This window comes from Flavobacterium sp. CG_9.1 (assembly GCF_015751645.1).
Lineage (GTDB): Bacteria > Bacteroidota > Bacteroidia > Flavobacteriales > Flavobacteriaceae > Flavobacterium > Flavobacterium xanthum.
Genome location: NZ_JADOVC010000001.1, coordinates 139,376 through 160,312 on the forward strand (window position 1 = coordinate 139,376; position 20,937 = coordinate 160,312).

The following is a 20,937-nucleotide window of genomic DNA, read 5'->3' on the forward strand; positions in this document are numbered from 1 at the left end:
GATTTTAATATTTATATATGTCATCAAACAAAAAATACTGGAAAAGTGTTGAAGAACTAGACAAAAATAGTTCTATTGTTGAGGCGCTTAAAAATAACGAATTTGTTGAAGAAATTCCTACTGACGAATTTTTAGGAAATAGTGACGCTTTGTCATCTTCATCAACATCACGTCGTGATTTTTTAAAGTACGTTGGTTTTAGTACTGCAGCGGCTACGCTTGCAGCTTGCGAAGGTCCTGTAAACAAATCAATACCTTACGTGCTTCAGCCAGAGCAAATCATTCCTGGGGTTGCGGATTATTATGCAACTTCTGTTTTTGATGGATTTGATTTTGCTAATCTTTTAGTAAAAACTCGTGAAGGGCGTCCTATTAAAATAGATAATAACACCATGGCCGGTGCTAAGTTTAGTGCTAATGCAAGAATTCATGCGTCGATATTGTCTTTGTATGATAGTATGCGTTTGAAAGAGCCAAAAGTTGAAGGTAAAAGCGCTGCATGGTCTGTTGTTGATTCTAAAATTAAATCTAGTATAGCTGATGCTGCTGCAAAAGGTGGGCAGGTTGTGCTATTAACAAATACGCTGGCTAGTCCATCAACTGAAAAACTGATTGCTGAGTTTGTGGGCAAAAACCCAAATGCTAAACATGTAATTTATGATGCGGTATCCTCATCTGAAGCATTGGATGCATTTGAAACGGTTTATGGAGAAAGAGCTTTGGTAGATTACGATTTCTCAAAAGCGTCTCTTATTGTCTCTGTTGGAGCTGATTTTCTTGGGGATTGGCAAGGCGGTGGGTATGACTCGAGTTATACGCAAGGACGAGTTCCTAAGGCAGGTAAAATGTCACGTCATTTTCAGTTAGAAGCAAACATGACTTTGTCTGGTGCTGCTGCTGATAAAAGACTGCCAATGTCTACTGCTAATCAAAAACTAGCATTAGTTCATATTTACAACATTGTAACGGGTTCTGCCGTTACTGTAAGTTTAGAAGATAAATTTAAATCAGAAGTTACAAAAGCAGCACAACAATTAAAAGCTGCTGGCTCAAAAGGCGTTTTAGTATCTGGTATTAATGATAAAAATGCTCAATTAGTAGTTTTGGCTATCAACCAAGCATTAGCTAGTGAAGCTTTTAGTACTTTAGGAGTAAGACAAATTAGAAAAGGATCGAATGCAAAAGTTGCTCAATTAGTAGCTGATATGAAAGCAGGAAGCGTTCATACTTTGATTATGAGTGGTGTCAATCCTGTTTATACTCTCGCGGATAGTGCTTCTTTCGTTGAAGGTCTAAAAAAGGTGAAGACATCGGTTGCATTTTCTTTGAAAGAAGACGAAACTGCTTTGTTAAGTACTGTAGCTGCTGCGGTTCCGCATTATTTGGAATCATGGAATGATGTAAGTTTTACAAAAGGTACTTACGGAATCACTCAGCCTACTATACGACCACTTTTTAATACAAAACAATTTCAAGATGTTCTATTGTCCTTGAATGGTCTTTCAGGAACATTCTATGATTATATTAAGGGTAATGCAGCAACAACAATTGCAGGTTCTTCCTGGAATAAAGTATTGCATGATGGAGTTTTTGTTGGAGTTATACCAGCTGTTTCTGCAAGATCTGCTGATTATAGTGCTGCCGCAAGCGCGCTTGCTCAGTCAAAACCAGTACAAGGACTAGAGTTGGTTTTATATACTAAAACTGGTTTGGGTGACGGACAACAGGCGAATAACCCTTGGTTACAAGAATTTCCAGATCCAATTACAAGAGTTTCTTGGGATAACTATGTTACTGTTTCTAATGCGGACGCTAAGAAATATGAGCTTTCCAATGAAATTGTAGCAAATGGAGGTTTAAATGGAAGTTATGCTACTATTACCACTGCAGATGGGTTGAAACTGGAAAATGTTCCAGTTATTGTTCAACCAGGCCAAGCTGTTGGAACTATTGGTTTAGCTCTAGGTTACGGTCGTAAAGCGGCTTTGAAGGAAGAAATGATGGTAGGTTTAAATGCCTACGCTCTATATAAAGGTTTCAATACTGTTCAATCTGTAACATTAGCCAAAGCTGGAGGAGAACATGAGTTTGCTTGTGTTCAAGGTCAGAAAACATTAATGGGACGAGGAGATATCATCAAAGAAACTTCGTTAGAAATTTTCAATACAAAAGATGCCCACGTTTGGAATGAACAACCAATGGTATCCTTAGATCATAAAGAAGTAGAAGCTACGAAGGTAGATTTATGGGATTCATTTGATCGTTCGACGGGTCACCATTTTAATCTTTCTATTGACTTAAATGCTTGTACCGGTTGTGGTGCTTGTGTGATTGCTTGTCATGCGGAGAACAACGTTCCTGTTGTTGGAAAATCGGAGGTAAGAAGAAGTCGTGATATGCATTGGTTGCGTATTGATAGATATTATTCTTCTGAAAGTACTTTTGAAGGAGATAATGAAAGAAAAGAAAATATTGCAGGTTTGTCTAGTTCCTTATCTACATTTAATGAAATGGAGAAAGCGGGCGATAATCCACAAGTTTCTTTTCAACCGGTAATGTGTCAACATTGTAATCACGCACCTTGTGAAACAGTTTGTCCAGTTGCTGCAACTTCACACTCTCGCCAAGGTCAGAATCACATGGCTTATAACAGATGCGTTGGTACTCGTTACTGTGCTAACAACTGTCCATATAAAGTACGTCGTTTTAACTGGTTCTTGTATAACAAAAACAGTGAATTCGATTATCATATGAATGACGATTTAGGACGTATGGTATTAAATCCAGATGTCAATGTTCGTTCTCGTGGAGTTATGGAGAAATGTTCAATGTGTATTCAAATGACACAAGCAACTATTTTGAAGGCTAAAAACGAAGGAAGACCGGTCGTTGATGGGGAGTTTCAAACCGCTTGTTCAAATGCTTGTTCTAATGGAGCAATGAAATTTGGAGATGTAAATGATACAGAAGCAGTTATAGCAAAATTAGCTGCTGATGAAAGAATGTATCACTTATTGGAGCATGTTGGAACAAAACCAAATGTGATTTATCACGTTAAAGTTAGAAATACCTAGTACAAAAAAAGAATTAATTAAGAATCAATATAAAGGATTATGTCGTCTCACTACGAAGCAACCATTAGAAAACCCTTAGTTATAGGTGATAAATCATATCACGATGTAACTGTAGATGTAGCTGCACCTGTTGAAGGGAAAGCAAATAAACATTGGTGGATTGTATTTTCAATTGCATTAATAGCCTTCCTCTGGGGATTAGGCTGTATCATCTACACCGTATCTACAGGGATTGGAACATGGGGATTAAATAAAACTGTTGGATGGGCTTGGGATATCACGAACTTCGTTTGGTGGGTTGGTATCGGTCACGCAGGAACTTTGATTTCTGCAGTACTATTACTTTTCCGTCAACGTTGGAGAATGGCGATTAACCGTTCTGCAGAAGCAATGACAATTTTCTCTGTTATTCAAGCAGGTCTGTTTCCAATCATACACATGGGTCGTCCTTGGTTAGCGTATTGGGTTTTACCTATCCCGAATCAGTTTGGATCATTGTGGGTTAACTTTAACTCTCCGTTACTTTGGGATGTATTTGCAATTTCTACGTACCTTTCAGTATCATTAGTTTTCTGGTGGACTGGTTTGTTACCTGATTTTGCTATGTTGCGCGATAGAGCGGTAACTCCTTTCAATAAAAGGGTATATTCAATACTAAGTTTTGGATGGAGCGGTAGAGCAAAAGATTGGCAACGTTTTGAAGAAGTTTCTCTTGTATTGGCTGGTTTAGCTACTCCTCTTGTACTTTCTGTACATACGATCGTATCGATGGATTTTGCTACTTCTGTAATACCGGGATGGCATACAACAATTTTTCCTCCTTATTTTGTTGCTGGAGCGGTTTTCTCTGGTTTTGCAATGGTAAACACCTTGTTGATTATCATGAGAAAAGTTTCTAATCTTGAGGCTTACATCACTGTTCAACACATAGAATTGATGAACATTGTAATCATGATTACCGGTTCTATAGTAGGTGTTGCTTACATTACGGAATTGTTTGTTGCTTGGTATTCTGGAGTAGAATATGAGCAATATGCTTTTCTTAATAGAGCTACTGGACCTTACTGGTGGGCTTATTGGTCAATGATGACATGTAATGTTTTCTCACCGCAATTCATGTGGTTTAAAAAGTTAAGAACAAGTATCATGTTTTCGTTTATAATTTCGATTGTTGTAAATATTGGAATGTGGTTTGAGAGATTTGTAATTATCGTAACTTCTTTACATAGAGATTATTTACCATCTTCTTGGACTATGTTTTCACCAACATTTGTTGATATTGGTATTTTTATAGGAACAATCGGTTTCTTCTTTGTGCTGTTCTTATTGTATTCAAGAACATTCCCAGTTATCGCACAAGCGGAGGTAAAAACAATTTTGAAAGGAACTGGAGATAATTACAAAAGAGAAAGAGAAGCAAATAAAGATTCACACCATGAGTAATAAAGTAATATACGCCATTTATAATGACGATGATATTTTGATGGATGCGGTAAAAAAAACCAGAGCAGCTCATCATCATATTGAGGAAGTTTTTACTCCATTTCCGGTTCACGGTTTGGATAAAGCTATGGGAATTGCACCAACAAGATTAGCCATTTGTGCTTTTCTTTATGGTTGTGTTGGAATTTCGGTGGCAACGGCAATGATGAATTATATCATGATCCAAGATTGGCCACAAGATATTGGTGGAAAGCCAAGTTTTAGTTATATAGAAAACATGCCAGCTTTTGTTCCAATTATGTTTGAGTTGACCGTGTTTTTTGCAGCGCATTTGATGGTAATAACTTTCTACATGAGAAGTAAATTATGGCCATTCAAACAAGCTGAAAATCCTGATGTAAGAACTACTGATGACCATTTCTTAATGGAAGTTGCGGTAAATGATAATGAAGAAGAATTAATTTCTTTTTTCCAAGGTACCGGAGCTGTAGAAGTTAAAGTAATAGATAAGCATTAATTAGAGATATGAAAAGTATTTATAAAATAACACTTCTTTTTGGGATAACTATTTTAGTTTCGTCGTGCCATAATACAACGGCACCTAACTATCAATATTTCCCAAATATGTATGAGCATATAGGATACGACACTTATGCTGAATCGACTGCTTTTAAAAATGGTAAAGAGGGTCAATTACCTGTTGATGGAACTATTAAAAGAGGCTTCGTTCCTTATGGTTTTGATAATTCTACCGAAGGTTATGATTTAGCCAAGCTAAATTCGACATCTCCTCTAGATTCAATATCAGAAAAAGATCACGCGAAATCTAAAGAGCTTTACGAAATATATTGTGCAATTTGTCATGGTAATGAGGGAAATGGTAAAGGTAAATTAGTCACGCAAGGGAAATTATTGGGTATTCCTAATTATAAAGATAGGGATATTAATGAAGGTAGCATTTATCATGTTATGACTTATGGGTTAAATTCCATGGGGGCTTACTCCAATCAATTAGACCAGCATGAGCGTTGGTTGGTAGCTTCTTATGTTGTTGAATTAAGAGCAAAATTATAATTGTTGAACAAACTGATCGTTATAGATATGTATACATTTTCAAGTAAATTAAAAACTCTTTCTTTCATTCTAATGGCCGTAGGTATATTAGGGATTGGATATGGTTTTTTAACTGCACCAAAGGATATTCAAGATGTTGAAAAACTTCTTGCTGCCGAAAGTCATGGTGGTCATGGTGAAGCAAAACATGAAGCCTCAAGTTCGTCTGAGGCTAAACATGATGCACCCAGTGCTAATCATGAGGTAAATACTGAAACAAAAGTGGAGGATACAGCTGCTACAATGCCAGCTACTGATGACACCACTGTGGTAGCTAAAGAGGCTCATTCTGAGGTGGCTCATGCCGAGACAAACGTCAAAAAAGAAGGTCATGTTGTTAGTGAAGAGGCGGAACATTTAGAACACCTTAATCATGTATTACATCAACTACAAAATAAGCCTTGGGCTGCTTTTTACGTTGCTTGTATCTTTTTTATGTTAGTTTCACTTGGTGTCTTGGCATTTTATGCTATCCAACAAGTTGCGCAGGCAGGTTGGTCTCCGGTTTTATTTAGAATTATGCAAGGTATCACGGCTTATTTGCCTGTAGGATCTGTTATCTTCTTCATTTTCTTACTACTATGCGGTTTTCATCTAAATCACCTTTTTATATGGTTGGATCCTGAAGTAGTGGCTACAGATAAGTTGATTGCTAATAAATCAGGGTATTTGAATTTTCCTTTCTGGATTATAAGAGCTGCAATCTTTTTGATTGGGTGGAATTTATACCGTTATTATTCTAGAAAGAATTGTTTGGCACAAGATGATGCAAATGATGACCTTAATTACAAAAAGAATTTTAAGCTTTCAGCTATGTTTCTTGTATTTTTTATCGTAACCGAATCTATAATGTCTTGGGATTGGATTATGTCTATTGATCCACACTGGTTCAGTACTTTGTTTGGTTGGTATGTATTTTCAAGTTTCTTTGTAAGTGCAATTACAACGATAGCCTTAGTTACTTTATATTTGAAATCAAAAGGCGTTTTGGAGCATGTGAATACAAGTCATATTCATGATTTAGCAAAATTTATGTTTGGTTTCAGTGTTTTCTGGACTTATTTATGGTTTTCGCAATACATGTTGATCTGGTATGCGAACATTCCTGAAGAAGTTACTTATTTTATAACTAGAATAGAATTGTATAACCTTCCGTTTTTTGGTGCTGTGGTCATGAACTTTGTTTTTCCTTTATTAATATTAATTAATACTGATTTCAAAAGAATTACGTGGGTTATAGTTATGGCTGGTGTTGTAATATTGGCAGGTCATTATATTGATTTCTTTAATATGATTATGCCTGGAACCGTGGGTGACCGTTGGTTTATTGGAATTTCAGAAATTGCTTCTGTACTTTTCTTTCTTGGATTGTTTATTTATGTTGTTTTTACAGCGTTAACTAAAGTACCTTTGTTGCCAAAAAGAAATCCTTTCATTGAAGAAAGTAAACATTTTCATTATTAATATTTAAAGTAAAAAACAGATGACAAGTTTGTTGGTAATTATAGTTTTAGTTTTATTAGCTGTTGCTTTATGGCAATTGACTAAAATATTCGACCTGACGCAAGTTGGTTCTAATTCAGATAGTTCGGAAGTAGCTACAGATGCTGATAATAACGTTCAAGGTTATTTAATGTTTGGTTTTTTAGCTTTTATTTATATTTTTTCAATTTACGGATTGTTTAAATGGGGTCCGCTTGTTCTTCATACGCCTGCTTCAGCCCATGGTGGTGAAGTAGACAATCTGATGAACATTACCTGGGTTCTTATTTTTATTGTTCAAGCAATTACTCAGGTCTTGCTGCATTACTTTGCCTTTAAATACAGAGGAAAGAAAGATCAGAAAGCATTATACTTTGCAGATAATAATAAGTTAGAAGCAATCTGGAGTGTTATCCCAGCTGTTGTTTTGGCAGGTTTGATATTATACGGTTTATATGCTTGGACAAATATTATGTTTGTTGATGAAGATGAAGATACTGTTGTTATTGAATTGTATGCACAACAATTTAACTGGAAAGCAAGATATTCAGGGGATGATAATGTTTTGGGTAAAGCAAATGTTAGGTATATTGAAGGTGCCAACGCTGTTGGTGTGGATTTAGCAGATCCTTACGCTCAAGATGATATTGTTGTAACGGAACTTCATATTCCAAAGGGTAAAAAAATTCTCTTTAAAATGCGTTCTCAGGATGTTTTACATTCCGCTTATATGCCGCATTTTAGAGCGCAAATGAATTGTGTTCCAGGAATGGTGACTCAATTTGCTTTTGAACCAATATATACTACTGCTGAGTACAGAGAATTGCCGTACATGGTTGAAAAAGTAGCTAATATCAATGCTATTAGAACTAAAAAGAGTGCTGCTCTTGTTGCCAAGGGTGAAACTGCTTTGGATCCTTATACTTTTGATTACTTGCTTCTTTGTAACAAAATTTGTGGTGCCTCTCATTACAACATGCAAATGAAGATTATTGTAGACACTCCCGAAGATTATAAGGCTTGGTTGAAAGATAAAGCTACTGTGGTGAATGAAGTCAAAGCCGCTTTAGCGAGTGAAACAGCTACAACAGACGGTGCAGCTGGAGTTGATTCTACAAAGGCAAGTGATTCTGCAAAAGTTGTTGCAGTAATGCCCGTTAAATAATTAATAAGAAAATTTAAAGTAAACATATATGTCAGCAGAAGGTCACGATCACGCAATAGATCACGAACACGAACACCACCATAAAGACACTTTTATTACTAAATATATTTTTAGTATTGATCATAAGATGATTGCCAAGCAATACCTGATTACAGGTATATTCATGGGAATTATTGGAGTTGGAATGTCTATGCTTTTTAGAATGCAATTAGCATGGCCTGAAGAATCATTTAGAATTTTCAACATTTTACTTGGGGATAAGTTTGCTCCTAATGGAGTAATGGCTAACGATATTTATTTAGCGTTGGTCACGATACACGGGACGATAATGGTTTTCTTTGTATTAACCGCGGCGCTGAGTGGTACCTTTAGTAATTTATTGATACCGCTTCAAATTGGGGCTCGGGATATGGCATCTGGGTTTATGAATATGATTTCCTACTGGCTGTTTTTTATATCTAGTGTAATCATGATTGGATCTCTTTTTGTAGAAGCTGGTCCAGCATCTTCTGGTTGGACTATTTATCCTCCGCTTAGTGCTTTACCACAAGCGATTCCTGGATCAGGTATGGGGATGACCTTATGGTTGGTTTCCATGGCTATATTTATTGCTTCTTCCTTGATGGGATCTTTAAATTATGTGGTTACCGTTATTAATTTAAGAACTAAAGGAATGTCAATGACAAGATTGCCTCTTACAATTTGGGCTTTCTTTGTTACTGCTATTATCGGTATTGTTTCTTTTCCAGTTCTTTTATCTGCAGCTTTACTTTTGATTTTTGATAGAAGTTTTGGTACTTCTTTCTTCTTATCCGATATTTATATTGCTGGAGAAGTTTTACATTATCAAGGTGGATCACCTGTTTTGTTTGAGCACTTGTTTTGGTTCTTAGGACATCCTGAAGTCTATATTGTTTTACTGCCTGCATTGGGAATTACTTCTGAGGTTATAGCAACAAATTCTCGTAAACCAATTTTTGGTTACCGAGCGATGATTATGTCAATTTTGGCTATTGCGTTTTTATCAACTATTGTTTGGGGTCACCACATGTTTGTATCTGGAATGAATCCATTTTTGGGTTCCGTGTTTACCTTTACAACATTGTTAATTGCTATCCCATCGGCTGTGAAAGCATTTAACTACATTACAACACTTTGGAAAGGTAACTTGCAGTTAAATCCAGCTATGTTGTTTTCAATTGGTTTAGTTTCTACATTTATAACAGGTGGTTTAACAGGAATCATTCTTGGAGATAGTACACTTGATATTAATGTCCACGATACTTATTTTGTAGTAGCTCACTTTCACTTGGTAATGGGTATTTCTGCTCTTTATGGAATGTTTGCTGGTATTTATCACTGGTTCCCTAGAATGTTCGGAAGAATGTTAAACAAGAACTTAGGATATGTACACTTTTGGGTAACTGCGATCTGTGCTTATGGTGTTTTCTTTCCAATGCACTTTATTGGATTAGCGGGTTTGCCTAGACGTTATTATACAAATACTAACTTTCCATTATTTGATGATTTACAAAATGTTAATGTATTGATTACAACTTTTGCATTAATTGGAGGTGCTTTTCAATTGGTCTTTTTATATAATTTCTTTGTTAGTATTTTCTACGGGAAAAAATCAGTAATGAACCCATGGAAATCAAATACTTTAGAATGGACTGCTCCTGTAGAACATATTCATGGTAACTGGCCAGGGGCACTCCCTGAGGTATATCGTTGGCCTTACGATTACAGTAATCCAGCACACGATGTGGATTTTGTACCGCAAAATGTACCAATGAAAGAAGGTGAAGAAGTTTTACATCACTAAAATAACAGGAAAAGCCTTTACGAAAGTAAAGGCTTTTTTTGTGTCTTTTAGTGTATGACTTGGAATTTTTTCCTCTTGTTAATATTTTATTGCTTTTTCAAAGCAATTTTCGAAAAGGTTCAATTTGAATTCTAGTTAACTCATTTCTTTCTTTATCTTTGTTTAATGAATGAAAATTTAGACCCAACGTCAAACGGTTATAATGTAGAAGAACTTGATCTTGAAAAAAAATTAAGACCGCTTTCTTTTGATGATTTTGCCGGTCAAGATCAAATATTGGAAAATTTAAAAGTTTTTGTTCAAGCTGCAAATCAACGAAATGAAGCTCTTGACCATACGCTGTTTCATGGACCTCCGGGACTTGGAAAAACAACTTTAGCTAATATTTTGGCTAATGAGTTACAAGTTGGAATTAAAATCACCTCTGGTCCTGTTTTGGATAAGCCAGGTGATTTGGCTGGTTTGTTAACTAATCTTGAAGAAAGAGATGTTTTATTTATTGATGAAATTCATCGGTTGAGCCCCATAGTGGAGGAGTATTTGTATTCAGCAATGGAAGATTTTAAGATTGATATCATGATTGAATCTGGGCCAAATGCTCGTACTGTACAAATTAATCTAAATCCTTTTACTTTAATTGGAGCAACGACTCGTTCTGGTCTTTTGACTGCTCCCATGAGAGCTCGTTTTGGAATATCATCTCGCCTGCAGTATTATACAACGGAATTACTAACTACAATTGTTGAAAGAAGCGCCGCGATTTTTAAAATGCCTATTTCGATGGAAGCAGCTATAGAAATTGCAGGTAGAAGCCGAGGAACTCCAAGAATTGCTAATGCTTTGTTGCGTCGCGTGCGTGATTTTGCCCAAATAAAAGGCAATGGTACCATTGATATAGAAATTGCTCGTTACGCTTTAAAAGCCCTCAATGTTGATGCTCATGGACTGGATGAGATGGATAATAAAATATTAAATACTATTATTGATAAATTTAAGGGAGGTCCGGTTGGTTTGTCAACTTTGGCTACGGCCGTTTCTGAAAGTAGCGAAACTATCGAAGAAGTGTACGAGCCCTTTTTAATTCAAGAAGGATTTATTATGAGAACACCAAGAGGTAGGGAAGTAACTGAGAAAGCGTATTCCCATTTAGGAAAAGTAAAAATTAATGTGCAAGGTGGATTGTTTTAATAAATTAGGAAGAGAATTCCCTTCGTTATCTTTAGCATTATAAATTTAAAAACTACACATACCCAATTCATTAAATCCGAGGCCAAACGTCTTGGTTTTTTGTCCTGCGGGATAGCCAAAGCTGGCTTTCTTGAAGAAGAGGCTCCAAGGTTGGAGGACTGGCTAAAAAGGAATAGAAATGGGCAAATGTCGTATATGGAAAATCATTTTGACAAACGATTAAATCCAACGTTGCTCGTGGATGATGCTAAAAGTGTTGTTTCACTTTTGTTAAATTATTACCCAGAACAATTTCAAAATCCTGATTCGTATAAAATTTCTAAGTACGTTTATGGTGAAGATTATCATTTCGTAATCAAAGAGAAGCTAAAAGAATTTTTATTTTCAATTCAATCTGCAATAGGCGAAGTTTCTGGACGTGCTTTTGTAGATTCTGCACCTGTATTAGACAAAGCTTGGGCAGCCAAAAGTGGGTTAGGCTGGATTGGAAAAAACAGTAATTTATTGACACAAAAAGTGGGTTCTTTTTACTTTATCGCGGAACTTATTATCGATTTAGATTTAGACTACGATAATCCTACAACAGATCATTGCGGAACTTGTACTGCTTGTATCGATTCTTGTCCAACAGAAGCCATAGTTTCTCCTTACGTTGTAGATGGGAGTAAATGTATTTCTTATTTCACGATTGAGTTGAAAGAGAATATACCGCAAGAGATGAAAGGTAAATTTGACGATTGGGCTTTTGGTTGTGATGTTTGCCAAGATGTTTGTCCTTGGAATAAGTTTTCGAAACCCCATAACGAACCATTATTTACTGTAAATCCTGAAATAATGTCTATGTCCAAGAAGGATTGGATAGAAATAACTGAGGAGACATTTAAGACTATATTCAAAAATTCACCTCTCAAAAGAGCGAAGTTTGAAGGTGTAAAAAGAAATATTAATTTTCTTAAATAACGAGTTAGATTCTAATTTTTTGGTCGAATTGAAGATTCTCTGATGATGATTTCTGTGTCTAATTCAATCGTTTTGTGGTCGAAAGGAACTCCTTCTTTGTGACAATTCATTTCTTCTAGCAGTAGGTTGAAAGATGCAATTCCCATTTCGTGGCTCGGCTGGTTAACGGTACTTAATTTTGGAGTTAACACTTGCGACATAAACCAATTGCTAAAGCCAATTATAGCTACTTGTTCTGGAACATTAATTTTATTTTCATTGAAATAAGCCAAAACACCTACTGCAACTAAATCTGTTATCGCAAAGATCCCGTCAACATCTGCATGCTCTTCAATGATTTGTTTGGCAAATGCTCTCCCTTCTTCAAACGTAACATTTTCGCAAGTATAAACTAATTTTGCGTCAAAAGGAATGTTGTTTTTCTCCAACGCTTTTTTATAGCCGATGTATCGGTCTATTGAATTTTGAGGATTTAAAGGTCCGCGAATATGAACTATTTTTTTGCAACCATTGTCAATTAAATGTTGAACGGCATTGAAAGCTGCTTTTTGGTCGTCAATGATTACTTTGGAACATTTTGAAAGCTTGGCTATTTTGTCAAACATTACAAAAGGAATCTTCCGATTCATAATCTCCTTTATGTGATCATCATTATTAGATTCATTAGATAAGGACATGATGATGCCGTCTACTCTCTTATTTATTAATAATTCGACTTGCTTTTTTTCTAGAGCCAGTGTCTCATTTGATTGTAATATGATCACCAGATATCCGTTTTTTTCGGCCTGATCAATAATAGCATTTACAACATTTGAGAAAAAATGATGGACTACTTCAGGAATTATTAATCCTATAGTTTTGGATTCTTTGGTTCTTAAATTTACGGCAAAACTATTTGGGGTATAATGTAAATGTTGTGCAAGCTCAATTACTGACTTTTTAGTTTTCTCACTAACATCAGGATAATTCTTGAGTGCTTTCGAAACAGTAGTTATTGAAATCCCCAATTTTGTTGCAATTTCCTTAAGAGTGATATCTTTCATGAAGCGAATTTCTACAGATTTAATTTTAGGAAAATATTTTAGAAATAATGATCTTTTACGTTTTTCGTTATGTAATTTACGTACGTAAAAAACAACTTTACCTTTAAATATTCTAAGCCAAGGTATTAATTTTTATCGTATATCTTCATTTTTCATTAGAATAAACAAATAAATATTGATTCGTTAAAACTAGTAAAGAAGTATGGGTCTTTTGTTGAAAGATTCAAATTTTTTATGTTGATTCTCTTTCAATTATGCTTGTTTCCAATTCAATAGATTGGAAAACGATTGGTAAGTTATTCTTTTTTAGATTGATTTCATCAAATAGAATAGCGGCTGACCTTCTTCCAATTTCAAAACCGGGTTGGTCAATCGTAGAAAGTTTTGGGGATATTACGCTTGACATAAACCAATTGCTGAAACCTAAAACTGCTATTTGTTGCGGAATGGAAATCCCTATTTCATTAAAGTATTTAATGATTCCAATGGCCACTAAATCGGTAACTGCAAATATCGCATCAATTTCTGGATGTTCATCCATCACTTTTTTAGCATTTTCATAACCGTCTTGGAAATCTGCATTGTTTTCACATACAAAAACTAGCGAAGAATCATAAATAATACCGTTATCTTCAAGTGCTTTTTTGTATCCTAAAAATCGATCAATTGCATTTTGAGGTAAATAAGAACCTCTAAAATGAGCAATTTTTTTGTATCCCTTTTTTATAAGATAGCAAACGGCATCATACGCCGCTTGTTTGTCATTAATAGTTACTTTGGAACAATGGACAAGTTTAGCAATTTTATCAAAAAGGACTAACGGAGTATTATGAGAAATAATGGATTTTAAATGATCAAAATCACCGGTTTCATTAGACAATGACATTAGAATTCCATCTACTCTTTTATTTAAAAGGAGATCAATTTGTTTTTTTTCAAACTCTAATTTCTCATTGGATTGTAAAATAATGACCAAATAATCTCTTTTTTCTGCTTCTTCAAGAATTCCTTTAATTACGTATGAAAAAAAATCATGAACTAGAGTGGGAATTATCAAGCCTATGGTTTTTGATTCTTTCGTTCTTAGATTTACAGCAAAGCTATTAGGAGTGTAATTAAGTTTTTGAGCAAGTTCAATTACTGCATTTTTTGTTTTTTCACTGACATCAGAGTACCCTTTCAAAGCTTTTGAAGCGGTGGTAATCGAAATTCCTAATTGTGAGGCTATCTCTTTGAGAGTGGTGTTGTTCATGGTTTAATTCTCTGGTAGTGAAAGCAAAAAACCGCTTCTTGAAAACGAATTTACAATTTATTTACTGTAAATCAATTTTCAAGAAACAGTTTAATTTACTTTTGCGATATTTAAAACAGAAAGCTAAGTTATGACCAATTCATTACCAAATAATATGATTTTAGTTCTTTTAGCTCTTCAAATTTCTTTTAAGGATTCATAAAATCATTGATTTCTTTACTGGAAATTTTGGGATTTGCACCTTCATTCTTAGCAACAATCGCTCCTAAAGCACAAGCAAAATCAATCGCTTTTTGCGGATTTTCTTCGTACAACAGTTTAGAAAGTAAACCAGCCAAAAAGGAATCCCCAGAACCTACAGTGTCTACAACATCAATTTTATAACCGCTATTGTAGTACATTTTTTCATTGTAAAATAATACTGCACCATGGCTTCCTTTGGTGACACAGATGTGTTTTGTGTTTGTCTTCTCTGCAATAAAAAGTATGTTTTGTTCTAATGAATGATAAGGAGAATTCAGGAAAGCACTTATTTCATATAATTCATCATCATTGAATTTTATAAAATCAGACTGCATCATCAGATTAATCAGTATTTCCTTAGTGTAAAAAGGAGCACGTAAGTTCACATCAAAAACAGCGTATTTTGCATAGTTTATGATTTCTAAAAGTGAATTTTGTGAAATAGGATCTCTACATACAAGGCTGCCAAAAACAAGTGAGTCGGCTTTTTTAACCATAATTTCGTCTTCCGGAATACATATAATTTTGTCCCAAGCAACAGGGTAATTGATGGTGTAGGAAGCAGAACCTTTCTCGTTTAATTGGACAATGACTTGACCAGTGGATAAGTTTTCGTCTATTTGAATTGTATCGGTAGCAACTCCGTTTTTTTTAATGAAATCTAGAAGCTCTTTTCCAATTTCATCATTTCCTACACGACTTATTATTTGTGCATCGATACCAAGTGAGGCCAAGCGTAATGCTACGTTCAATGGTGCTCCTCCAATTTTTTTATGCGTTGGGAACTCGTCAAACAAAACTTCTCCGAAACAAATTATTTTTTTTGTCATGATTATTCGTTTTTTGATAGACTTTCAGATAGTTCTTCTAATGTTCTTCCTTTGGTTTCCGGCATTTTTGTAAATACCCAAAGCAATTGGAAAACCATCATGATACAAAAGATGGCAAAAACAGTAGTTGTTCCAATTTCTTTAAATAAAAACGGGATAAATGACGGAATTAAAGCTGCTAAAATCCAGTGGACAGATGTTCCAAAAGAAGTCCCAGCGGCTCTTAGTTTGTTGGGGAATAATTCTGAGATAAATACCCAAATCACGGCTCCTTGTCCTATCGCGTGTGAGGCTATAAACAAGAAGAAAAATAATGGAACAGCCATTCCTTTCCACTCAAAATAAAAAGCCGTAGTCACTAATCCCAAAGAAATGATGTATCCTACAGAACCCAAATACATCAATGTTTTTCTCCCGTACTTATCAATTAGCGAGATTCCAATCATCGTAAAGATCAAATTAATAATTCCAATTCCGATGCTACTCAAGAAAGAAGCTGATTTTTCTAATCCTGCCAGTTCAAAAATTCGAGGTGCGTAATATAAAAAAGCATTGATACCGGAGAGTTGATTGAAAAAGGCAATAAAAAACGCCAACAGTAATGGTTTTCTGTATTTTACCATGAAGATAGATTCGTTTTTTCCTTCGTGAGTAGTTTCTTTTTCGATAGCGGCAATTTCTGCTTCTACTGCGGCGTCACTATTAATTTGTTTCAAAATTGCAACTGCTTTTTCTCTGTCTTTTTTGTATTCTAAAATCCATCGCGGACTTTCCGGGATTCCAAATACTAGAAGTGTGTATAAAAAGGATGGAAAAGCCTGTATTCCTAACATCCAACGCCAGGCATTTTCTCCAATATCTTGTAAATAATAGTTAGAGGTAAAGGCAATTAAAATTCCAAAAACGATATTGAATTGGTATAAAGCGACCAGTTTTCCGCGGTCTTTTGCTGGAGCAATTTCAGAGACATAGGTTGGAGCCGCAATAGTGGAGGCTCCAATTCCAATTCCACCAAGAAATCTGAAAATGGAAAAGAATATCGGGTCATTTGCGAAAGCAGTTCCAATGGAAGAAACAAAAAATAGCAATCCTATAATTATTAAAGTCTTTTTTCGACCTAAAATATTCGTTGGAAAAGCGCCAAAAATAGCGCCAATAACCGTTCCCCATAATGCGGATGACATCACTACTAATCCATGAAACAAATCAGAAGAACCCCATAATTGTTGCAATTGTTTATCCGCTCCGGAAATTACTACAGTGTCAAATCCAAATAAAAATCCTGCAAATGCTACGACTATGGACCAATAAAGTATTTTTTTGTTGTTCATTATTCTGTTTTTTGGTTAATTATTTTGGTTGTTATAATAGAATTATTCTACCAGATTCCCTTGATTTTAGAAATGGTAAGGTTTTTAATTTCCTGATTCCTATCCGATTGAATGCTGAGTTTGGTGTATGGTTTGTTAGGGAAAATTTGTTCCGTAAAACTGTACACGCCACCGTTTAGAAAAATTTCAATTGAGGACCAATCTACTATGATTTGATAATCAATTGTTTCGGTGGTTATATTTGGAGTTTTGGTTTTGTGAATTTTTTCTCCAAAACTTTTTTCGAAATTTACTATTCCGGAATGGCTTCGGTCTACGGAAAAAGTCTTTAGTTTCGCATCATAATTAATAACCAAAGAATCCTTTACTTCATTGGAAAAAACTAATTTTAAATTTTCATTTTTAGCATTCAATTGTACTGCTGACTGGTTCAAATAGGGATATTCAATTGTCGTTTTTTGATTCGGTTTTAGGATGATTTCATCTTTTGTAAATGCTACAATTTCTTGTTTTTTGAATTGTTCTACAGGAGTGTTTTTCAGGACATAATCGCCATTTATTTTTGCAAGCAAAAGTTCTCGAGGAAGTGTCATCGCACTTCTCCAATTTTTTGTAGGCGTGTCTCTTGCGTAGGACCAGTTACTCATCCAGCCTATAAATATTCGTTTATTATCAGGAGTATTATTGTACGTCACACCTGCGTAATTATCAGCGCCATTGTCAATCCATTTGATATCTTTTTGGTTAGTTTTAAAACTTTTCCCATCATAGTCCCCTACGAAATATTGTGTTCCTGAACCGCCAAGTGGTGCGCCAGGATTGATGCTTATTAATAAAACCCATTTTTCCTCATTGGAGCCAGCAACTTTTAATTTGAAAATATCAGGACATTCCCAAACACCGCCGTGCGCTCCTATATTTTTACCAAATTCACTTTCAAGAGTCCAGCTGATTAGGTTTTTAGAAGTATAAAATTTGGCATGATCTCCGGCAACCAAAACCATATTCCAAAGATTGGTATCGGGATTCCAGAAAACTTTAGGGTCTCTAAAATCTTTTAAACCTGAATTTTTAACAATTGGATTTCCATTATATTTCATCCAAGTTTCGCCTTCATCTAAGCTATACGCGAGTCCTTGTGTTTGATAATTTGTTCTTCCCGCTTTTTCACCTTCCATATCATGATAGGTGAAAATAGCAATCATAGGTGGATTTTCTTTGGTTCCAAGTCCAGAAGTATTTTTTAAATCTACAACTGCACTTCCTGAAAATATCATTCCTAATTTGTCAGGAAACAAAGCGATTTTTTTATTGGTCCAATGAATTAAATCCGTACTTGTTGCGTGTCCCCAATGCATCGGTCCCCAAACAATATCGTCTGGATAATATTGGTAAAACAAATGATAAATACCTTTGTAGAAAACCATTCCGTTTGGGTCATTCATCCATTTTTTTTCTGGAGAAAAATGAAATTGTGGTCTAAAGGGTTCTTTGTACTGCACCGTGGAATCAGGTTTTATTTTTTCGGATGAGGCAATGGAAATAACTTCATTTTGCACTTCTTTTTTACAGGAAAACAAGAGTAAAGAGGCTCCGAATACGAAATAAAAGGGGAGGATTTTATTTGTGAACTTCATTAAAAAAAGGTTTAATTATTATAGTATCTGTATAAAAATAGAATTCTATTTTTTAATTATTCAAAATAGTAGGAGTAAAAACGTTTTCGAATTGCCGAAAACGTTTTCGATTTGTATTCAAGGTAGATTATGTAACTATTCATTATTTTAAGAAATAAATTATATAAGTTTGAAACTATTATAAAAAAATACAACTATGATTTCAACATTTAAGAGTCTGGTCTTTTTGCTTTTAGCGGGTCCAATTGTTTTTGGTCAAACTAAATCAGATGAATGGCATTTACAGGCAAATTCCAGAGAAAATTATTTTGGTGTAGCGATGGCAAATGGTCAAATAGGAATTGTTACCGATGATACGCCTTTAAAAACAAAAGAAATTATTCTGAATGGCGTTTACGACGGAAGTCCCGAAAATGGAATAAGCAGAATTGTGCGCGGAATAGAATTTCTGAATTTGCATTTGAACATCAATAATCAGGAAATCAAGTCTGATAATATTGATAATTGGAGTCAAGTCGTTTCGATGAAAGAGGGAACAAGTACTACTTCATTTTCATTTAAAGATTTAGCAAATATCAATTACACGATTTTGGCCAACAGAGCGATTCCCTTTTCAGCAATGGCAATTGTCGAAATTATTCCTAGCAAGGATATTGAAATTACCGCTAACAATTATATGGTTGTTCCGGATGAATTGAAAGAAGCGAAAAGTCAGTTTCGGGTTTTGAAAGACAATCAATATTTGATGCCCGTTTTTGGAACAGTGGCAAAAACATTAACTGGGAAATATACCGTAGCGGCTTCAACAACCTTTCTTTTTGACGGCCAAGTAGAAACGTTGAAACAAACTGGAAATGAAGTAGGTTTTACTAAAAAAATACTAAAGGGTAAAAAATACCGTTTTGCTATTGCAGGAGGAATTTGCACGTCAAAGGATGTTACAGATCCATTAAATGAATCCGAAAGGCAGCCTATTTATGCATTACAAGAAGGAATTGATAAATTATTGAACCGTCACAAGCAAGCTTGGGCTGAACTATGGAAAACAGGTGATATTCAAATTGAAGGGGATTTAGATGCACAACAACGCGTTCGTTTTGCGTTGTATAATTTATATTCATACATCAGACCTGATACCAGACAAAGTATTGCACCGATGGGATTGTCGTCGCAAGGATATAACGGACACATTTTCTGGGATACCGAACTTTGGATGTATCCAACGCTTTTGGCACTGCAGCCTGATATGGCGAAATCATGTTTGGATTATCGTTCCGATCGTTTGCAAAAGGCTAAGCAAAAAGCGTTTATTTATGGATATAAAGGAGCAATGTACCCTTGGGAATCAGATGATACGGGAGAAGAAGCAACACCAACGTGGGCTCTGACTGGGATTTTTGAGCAGCACATTACGGCCGATGTTTCGATTGCATTTTGGAATTATTATGCCTATACGCAAGATAAATCGTGGTTGAAAAAAGAATGGGCAGTTCTAAAAGAAACAGCTGATTTCTGGGTAAGTCGCGTCGTGCAAAATCAGGATGGAAGTTTTTCTATTTTAAATATTGTCGGTGCTGATGAATATGCGCAACATGTAGATGATAATGCTTTTACAAATGCCTCCGCTATTGAGTCTTTGAAAAATACGATAAAAGCAGCAACAATTTTGGGCGAACCAATAAATCCAAAATGGGCAGCAGTATCGGAGAAATTAGCCATACATACCGAAAAAGGAATAACACAAAATTACAAAGGATATCAAGGGCAAATGATCAAACAAGCGGATGTAAACTTACTAGCATATCCTTTACACGTAATCACAGATAAAGAACAGATAAAAAGAGATTTAGAATATTACGCTGAAAAAATTGATAAAAAGGACGGTCCAGCAATGGCTTCCGGCGTATTGTCTGTTTTGTATGCGCGCTTGGGCGATAAAGAAAAAGCATATAATTATTTTGTGAAATCGTATTTGCCAAACAGCCGTCCTCCTTTTGGAGTATTCTCGGAATCAGCCAATAGTAATAATCCGTATTTTGCTACGGGAGCGGGAGCCATGCTTCAGGCGGTTATTTATGGTTTTGGTGGAGTGGAACAAACTGATATGGGACTAAAATACAATAAAGGATTGTTGCCAAAACAATGGAAATCGCTTAAGATTATTGGTCTTGGAGTGGATAATAAAACGATAGAAATTAAGTAATTTTCCAATATTTTATCTGCCACGAATACTAAATTGATCCATTTTGAAAGGATTTAAATTGGTGTTCGTGGCTTTTTTTGTTTGCTATTTTTTAATCGATTGGTCTTTTCTTCTCTTTTGGCACCTACTTTTTAAAATTTTGTTAGTA

The 20,937-nt window shown here is 35.2% G+C and carries 15 protein-coding genes; 10 read left to right on the plus strand and 5 right to left on the minus strand.

Annotated elements, in window-relative coordinates; genetic code table 11:
• Window positions 1-17: 17 nt before the first annotated feature.
• The 9 genes from IWX83_RS00675 (at window position 18) to queG (ending at window position 12,250) form a co-directional block, all read left to right on the plus strand.
• Entirely contained in the window at window positions 18-3,074 is a 3,057-nt protein-coding gene (locus IWX83_RS00675) for a TAT-variant-translocated molybdopterin oxidoreductase (RefSeq protein WP_196826961.1), read from the plus strand.
• A 39-nt stretch (window positions 3,075-3,113) separates the two neighbouring features.
• Window positions 3,114-4,517 (plus strand): NrfD/PsrC family molybdoenzyme membrane anchor subunit, encoded by a 1,404-nt coding sequence (nrfD, locus tag IWX83_RS00680; protein WP_066080449.1) that lies wholly within the window; start codon window positions 3,114-3,116, stop codon window positions 4,515-4,517.
• Window positions 4,510-5,034, plus strand: coding sequence for a DUF3341 domain-containing protein (locus IWX83_RS00685; RefSeq protein WP_066080446.1), 525 nt, complete (start codon window positions 4,510-4,512; stop codon window positions 5,032-5,034). The genes nrfD and IWX83_RS00685 overlap by 8 nt, the downstream gene beginning before the upstream one ends.
• 8 nt (window positions 5,035-5,042) lie before the next feature.
• Window positions 5,043-5,591, plus strand: a complete 549-nt coding sequence (locus IWX83_RS00690; RefSeq protein WP_066080443.1) for a cytochrome c — start codon at window positions 5,043-5,045, stop codon at window positions 5,589-5,591.
• Between the two features lie 27 nt (window positions 5,592-5,618).
• The gene (locus IWX83_RS00695) at window positions 5,619-7,094 is read left to right on the plus strand and encodes a quinol:cytochrome C oxidoreductase (protein WP_196826963.1); all 1,476 of its coding nucleotides are present in this window, start codon (window positions 5,619-5,621) and stop codon (window positions 7,092-7,094) included.
• A 19-nt stretch (window positions 7,095-7,113) separates the two neighbouring features.
• Window positions 7,114-8,277, plus strand: coding sequence for a cytochrome c oxidase subunit II (locus IWX83_RS00700; protein ID WP_196826965.1), 1,164 nt, complete (start codon window positions 7,114-7,116; stop codon window positions 8,275-8,277).
• Between the two features lie 28 nt (window positions 8,278-8,305).
• Window positions 8,306-10,102, plus strand: a complete 1,797-nt coding sequence (locus tag IWX83_RS00705; RefSeq protein ID WP_073352189.1) for a cbb3-type cytochrome c oxidase subunit I — start codon at window positions 8,306-8,308, stop codon at window positions 10,100-10,102.
• A gap of 165 nt (window positions 10,103-10,267) precedes the next feature.
• Window positions 10,268-11,290: a Holliday junction branch migration DNA helicase RuvB gene (gene ruvB, locus IWX83_RS00710; protein ID WP_196826967.1), complete on the plus strand. Its 1,023-nt coding sequence runs from the start codon at window positions 10,268-10,270 to the stop codon at window positions 11,288-11,290.
• 39 nt (window positions 11,291-11,329) lie between these two features.
• Window positions 11,330-12,250, plus strand: a complete 921-nt coding sequence (gene queG, locus IWX83_RS00715; protein ID WP_370568384.1) for a tRNA epoxyqueuosine(34) reductase QueG — start codon at window positions 11,330-11,332, stop codon at window positions 12,248-12,250.
• 11 nt (window positions 12,251-12,261) lie between these two features.
• Here queG and IWX83_RS00720 read toward each other — a convergent pair whose 3' ends face one another.
• The 5 genes from IWX83_RS00720 to IWX83_RS00740 all read right to left on the minus strand — a co-directional run bounded on the left by IWX83_RS00720 (window position 12,262) and on the right by IWX83_RS00740 (window position 18,586).
• Window positions 12,262-13,293 carry a LacI family DNA-binding transcriptional regulator gene (locus tag IWX83_RS00720; RefSeq protein ID WP_196826969.1) on the minus strand — a complete coding sequence of 344 codons (1,032 nt, stop codon included), beginning with the start codon at window positions 13,291-13,293 and terminating at the stop codon, window positions 12,262-12,264.
• A 232-nt stretch (window positions 13,294-13,525) separates the two neighbouring features.
• Window positions 13,526-14,545 carry a LacI family DNA-binding transcriptional regulator gene (locus tag IWX83_RS00725; RefSeq protein ID WP_073352182.1) on the minus strand — a complete coding sequence of 340 codons (1,020 nt, stop codon included), beginning with the start codon at window positions 14,543-14,545 and terminating at the stop codon, window positions 13,526-13,528.
• A gap of 188 nt (window positions 14,546-14,733) precedes the next feature.
• On the minus strand, window positions 14,734-15,618 hold the full coding sequence (locus IWX83_RS00730) for a carbohydrate kinase (RefSeq protein ID WP_196826971.1): 885 nt from the start codon (window positions 15,616-15,618) through the stop codon (window positions 14,734-14,736).
• Between the two features lie 2 nt (window positions 15,619-15,620).
• The gene (locus IWX83_RS00735; RefSeq protein WP_196826973.1) at window positions 15,621-16,949 is read right to left on the minus strand and encodes a sugar porter family MFS transporter; all 1,329 of its coding nucleotides are present in this window, start codon (window positions 16,947-16,949) and stop codon (window positions 15,621-15,623) included.
• Between the two features lie 47 nt (window positions 16,950-16,996).
• On the minus strand, window positions 16,997-18,586 hold the full coding sequence (locus IWX83_RS00740) for a glycoside hydrolase family 32 protein (RefSeq protein ID WP_073352174.1): 1,590 nt from the start codon (window positions 18,584-18,586) through the stop codon (window positions 16,997-16,999).
• A 196-nt stretch (window positions 18,587-18,782) separates the two neighbouring features.
• On the opposite strand from IWX83_RS00740, the gene IWX83_RS00745 reads away from it, so the two are divergent.
• Entirely contained in the window at window positions 18,783-20,789 is a 2,007-nt protein-coding gene (locus IWX83_RS00745) for a glycoside hydrolase family 65 protein (RefSeq protein ID WP_196826975.1), read from the plus strand.
• The last annotated feature ends 148 nt before the right edge of the window (window positions 20,790-20,937 follow it).

Excerpts from the sequence above, each read along its gene's own strand:
- IWX83_RS00675 (WP_196826961.1), top strand. The coding sequence starts at position 18 with ATGTCATCAAACAAAAAATACTGGAAAAGTGTTGAAGAACTAGACAAA.
- nrfD (WP_066080449.1), top strand. The coding sequence starts at position 3,114 with ATGTCGTCTCACTACGAAGCAACCATTAGAAAACCCTTAGTTATAGGT.
- IWX83_RS00685 (WP_066080446.1), top strand. The coding sequence starts at position 4,510 with ATGAGTAATAAAGTAATATACGCCATTTATAATGACGATGATATTTTG.
- IWX83_RS00690 (WP_066080443.1), top strand. The coding sequence starts at position 5,043 with ATGAAAAGTATTTATAAAATAACACTTCTTTTTGGGATAACTATTTTA.
- IWX83_RS00695 (WP_196826963.1), top strand. The coding sequence starts at position 5,619 with ATGTATACATTTTCAAGTAAATTAAAAACTCTTTCTTTCATTCTAATG.
- IWX83_RS00700 (WP_196826965.1), top strand. The coding sequence starts at position 7,114 with ATGACAAGTTTGTTGGTAATTATAGTTTTAGTTTTATTAGCTGTTGCT.
- IWX83_RS00705 (WP_073352189.1), top strand. The coding sequence starts at position 8,306 with ATGTCAGCAGAAGGTCACGATCACGCAATAGATCACGAACACGAACAC.
- ruvB (WP_196826967.1), top strand. The coding sequence starts at position 10,268 with ATGAATGAAAATTTAGACCCAACGTCAAACGGTTATAATGTAGAAGAA.
- IWX83_RS00720 (WP_196826969.1), bottom strand. The coding sequence starts at position 13,293 with ATGAAAGATATCACTCTTAAGGAAATTGCAACAAAATTGGGGATTTCA.
- IWX83_RS00725 (WP_073352182.1), bottom strand. The coding sequence starts at position 14,545 with ATGAACAACACCACTCTCAAAGAGATAGCCTCACAATTAGGAATTTCG.
- IWX83_RS00730 (WP_196826971.1), bottom strand. The coding sequence starts at position 15,618 with ATGACAAAAAAAATAATTTGTTTCGGAGAAGTTTTGTTTGACGAGTTC.
- IWX83_RS00735 (WP_196826973.1), bottom strand. The coding sequence starts at position 16,949 with ATGAACAACAAAAAAATACTTTATTGGTCCATAGTCGTAGCATTTGCA.
- IWX83_RS00740 (WP_073352174.1), bottom strand. The coding sequence starts at position 18,586 with ATGAAGTTCACAAATAAAATCCTCCCCTTTTATTTCGTATTCGGAGCC.
- IWX83_RS00745 (WP_196826975.1), top strand. The coding sequence starts at position 18,783 with ATGATTTCAACATTTAAGAGTCTGGTCTTTTTGCTTTTAGCGGGTCCA.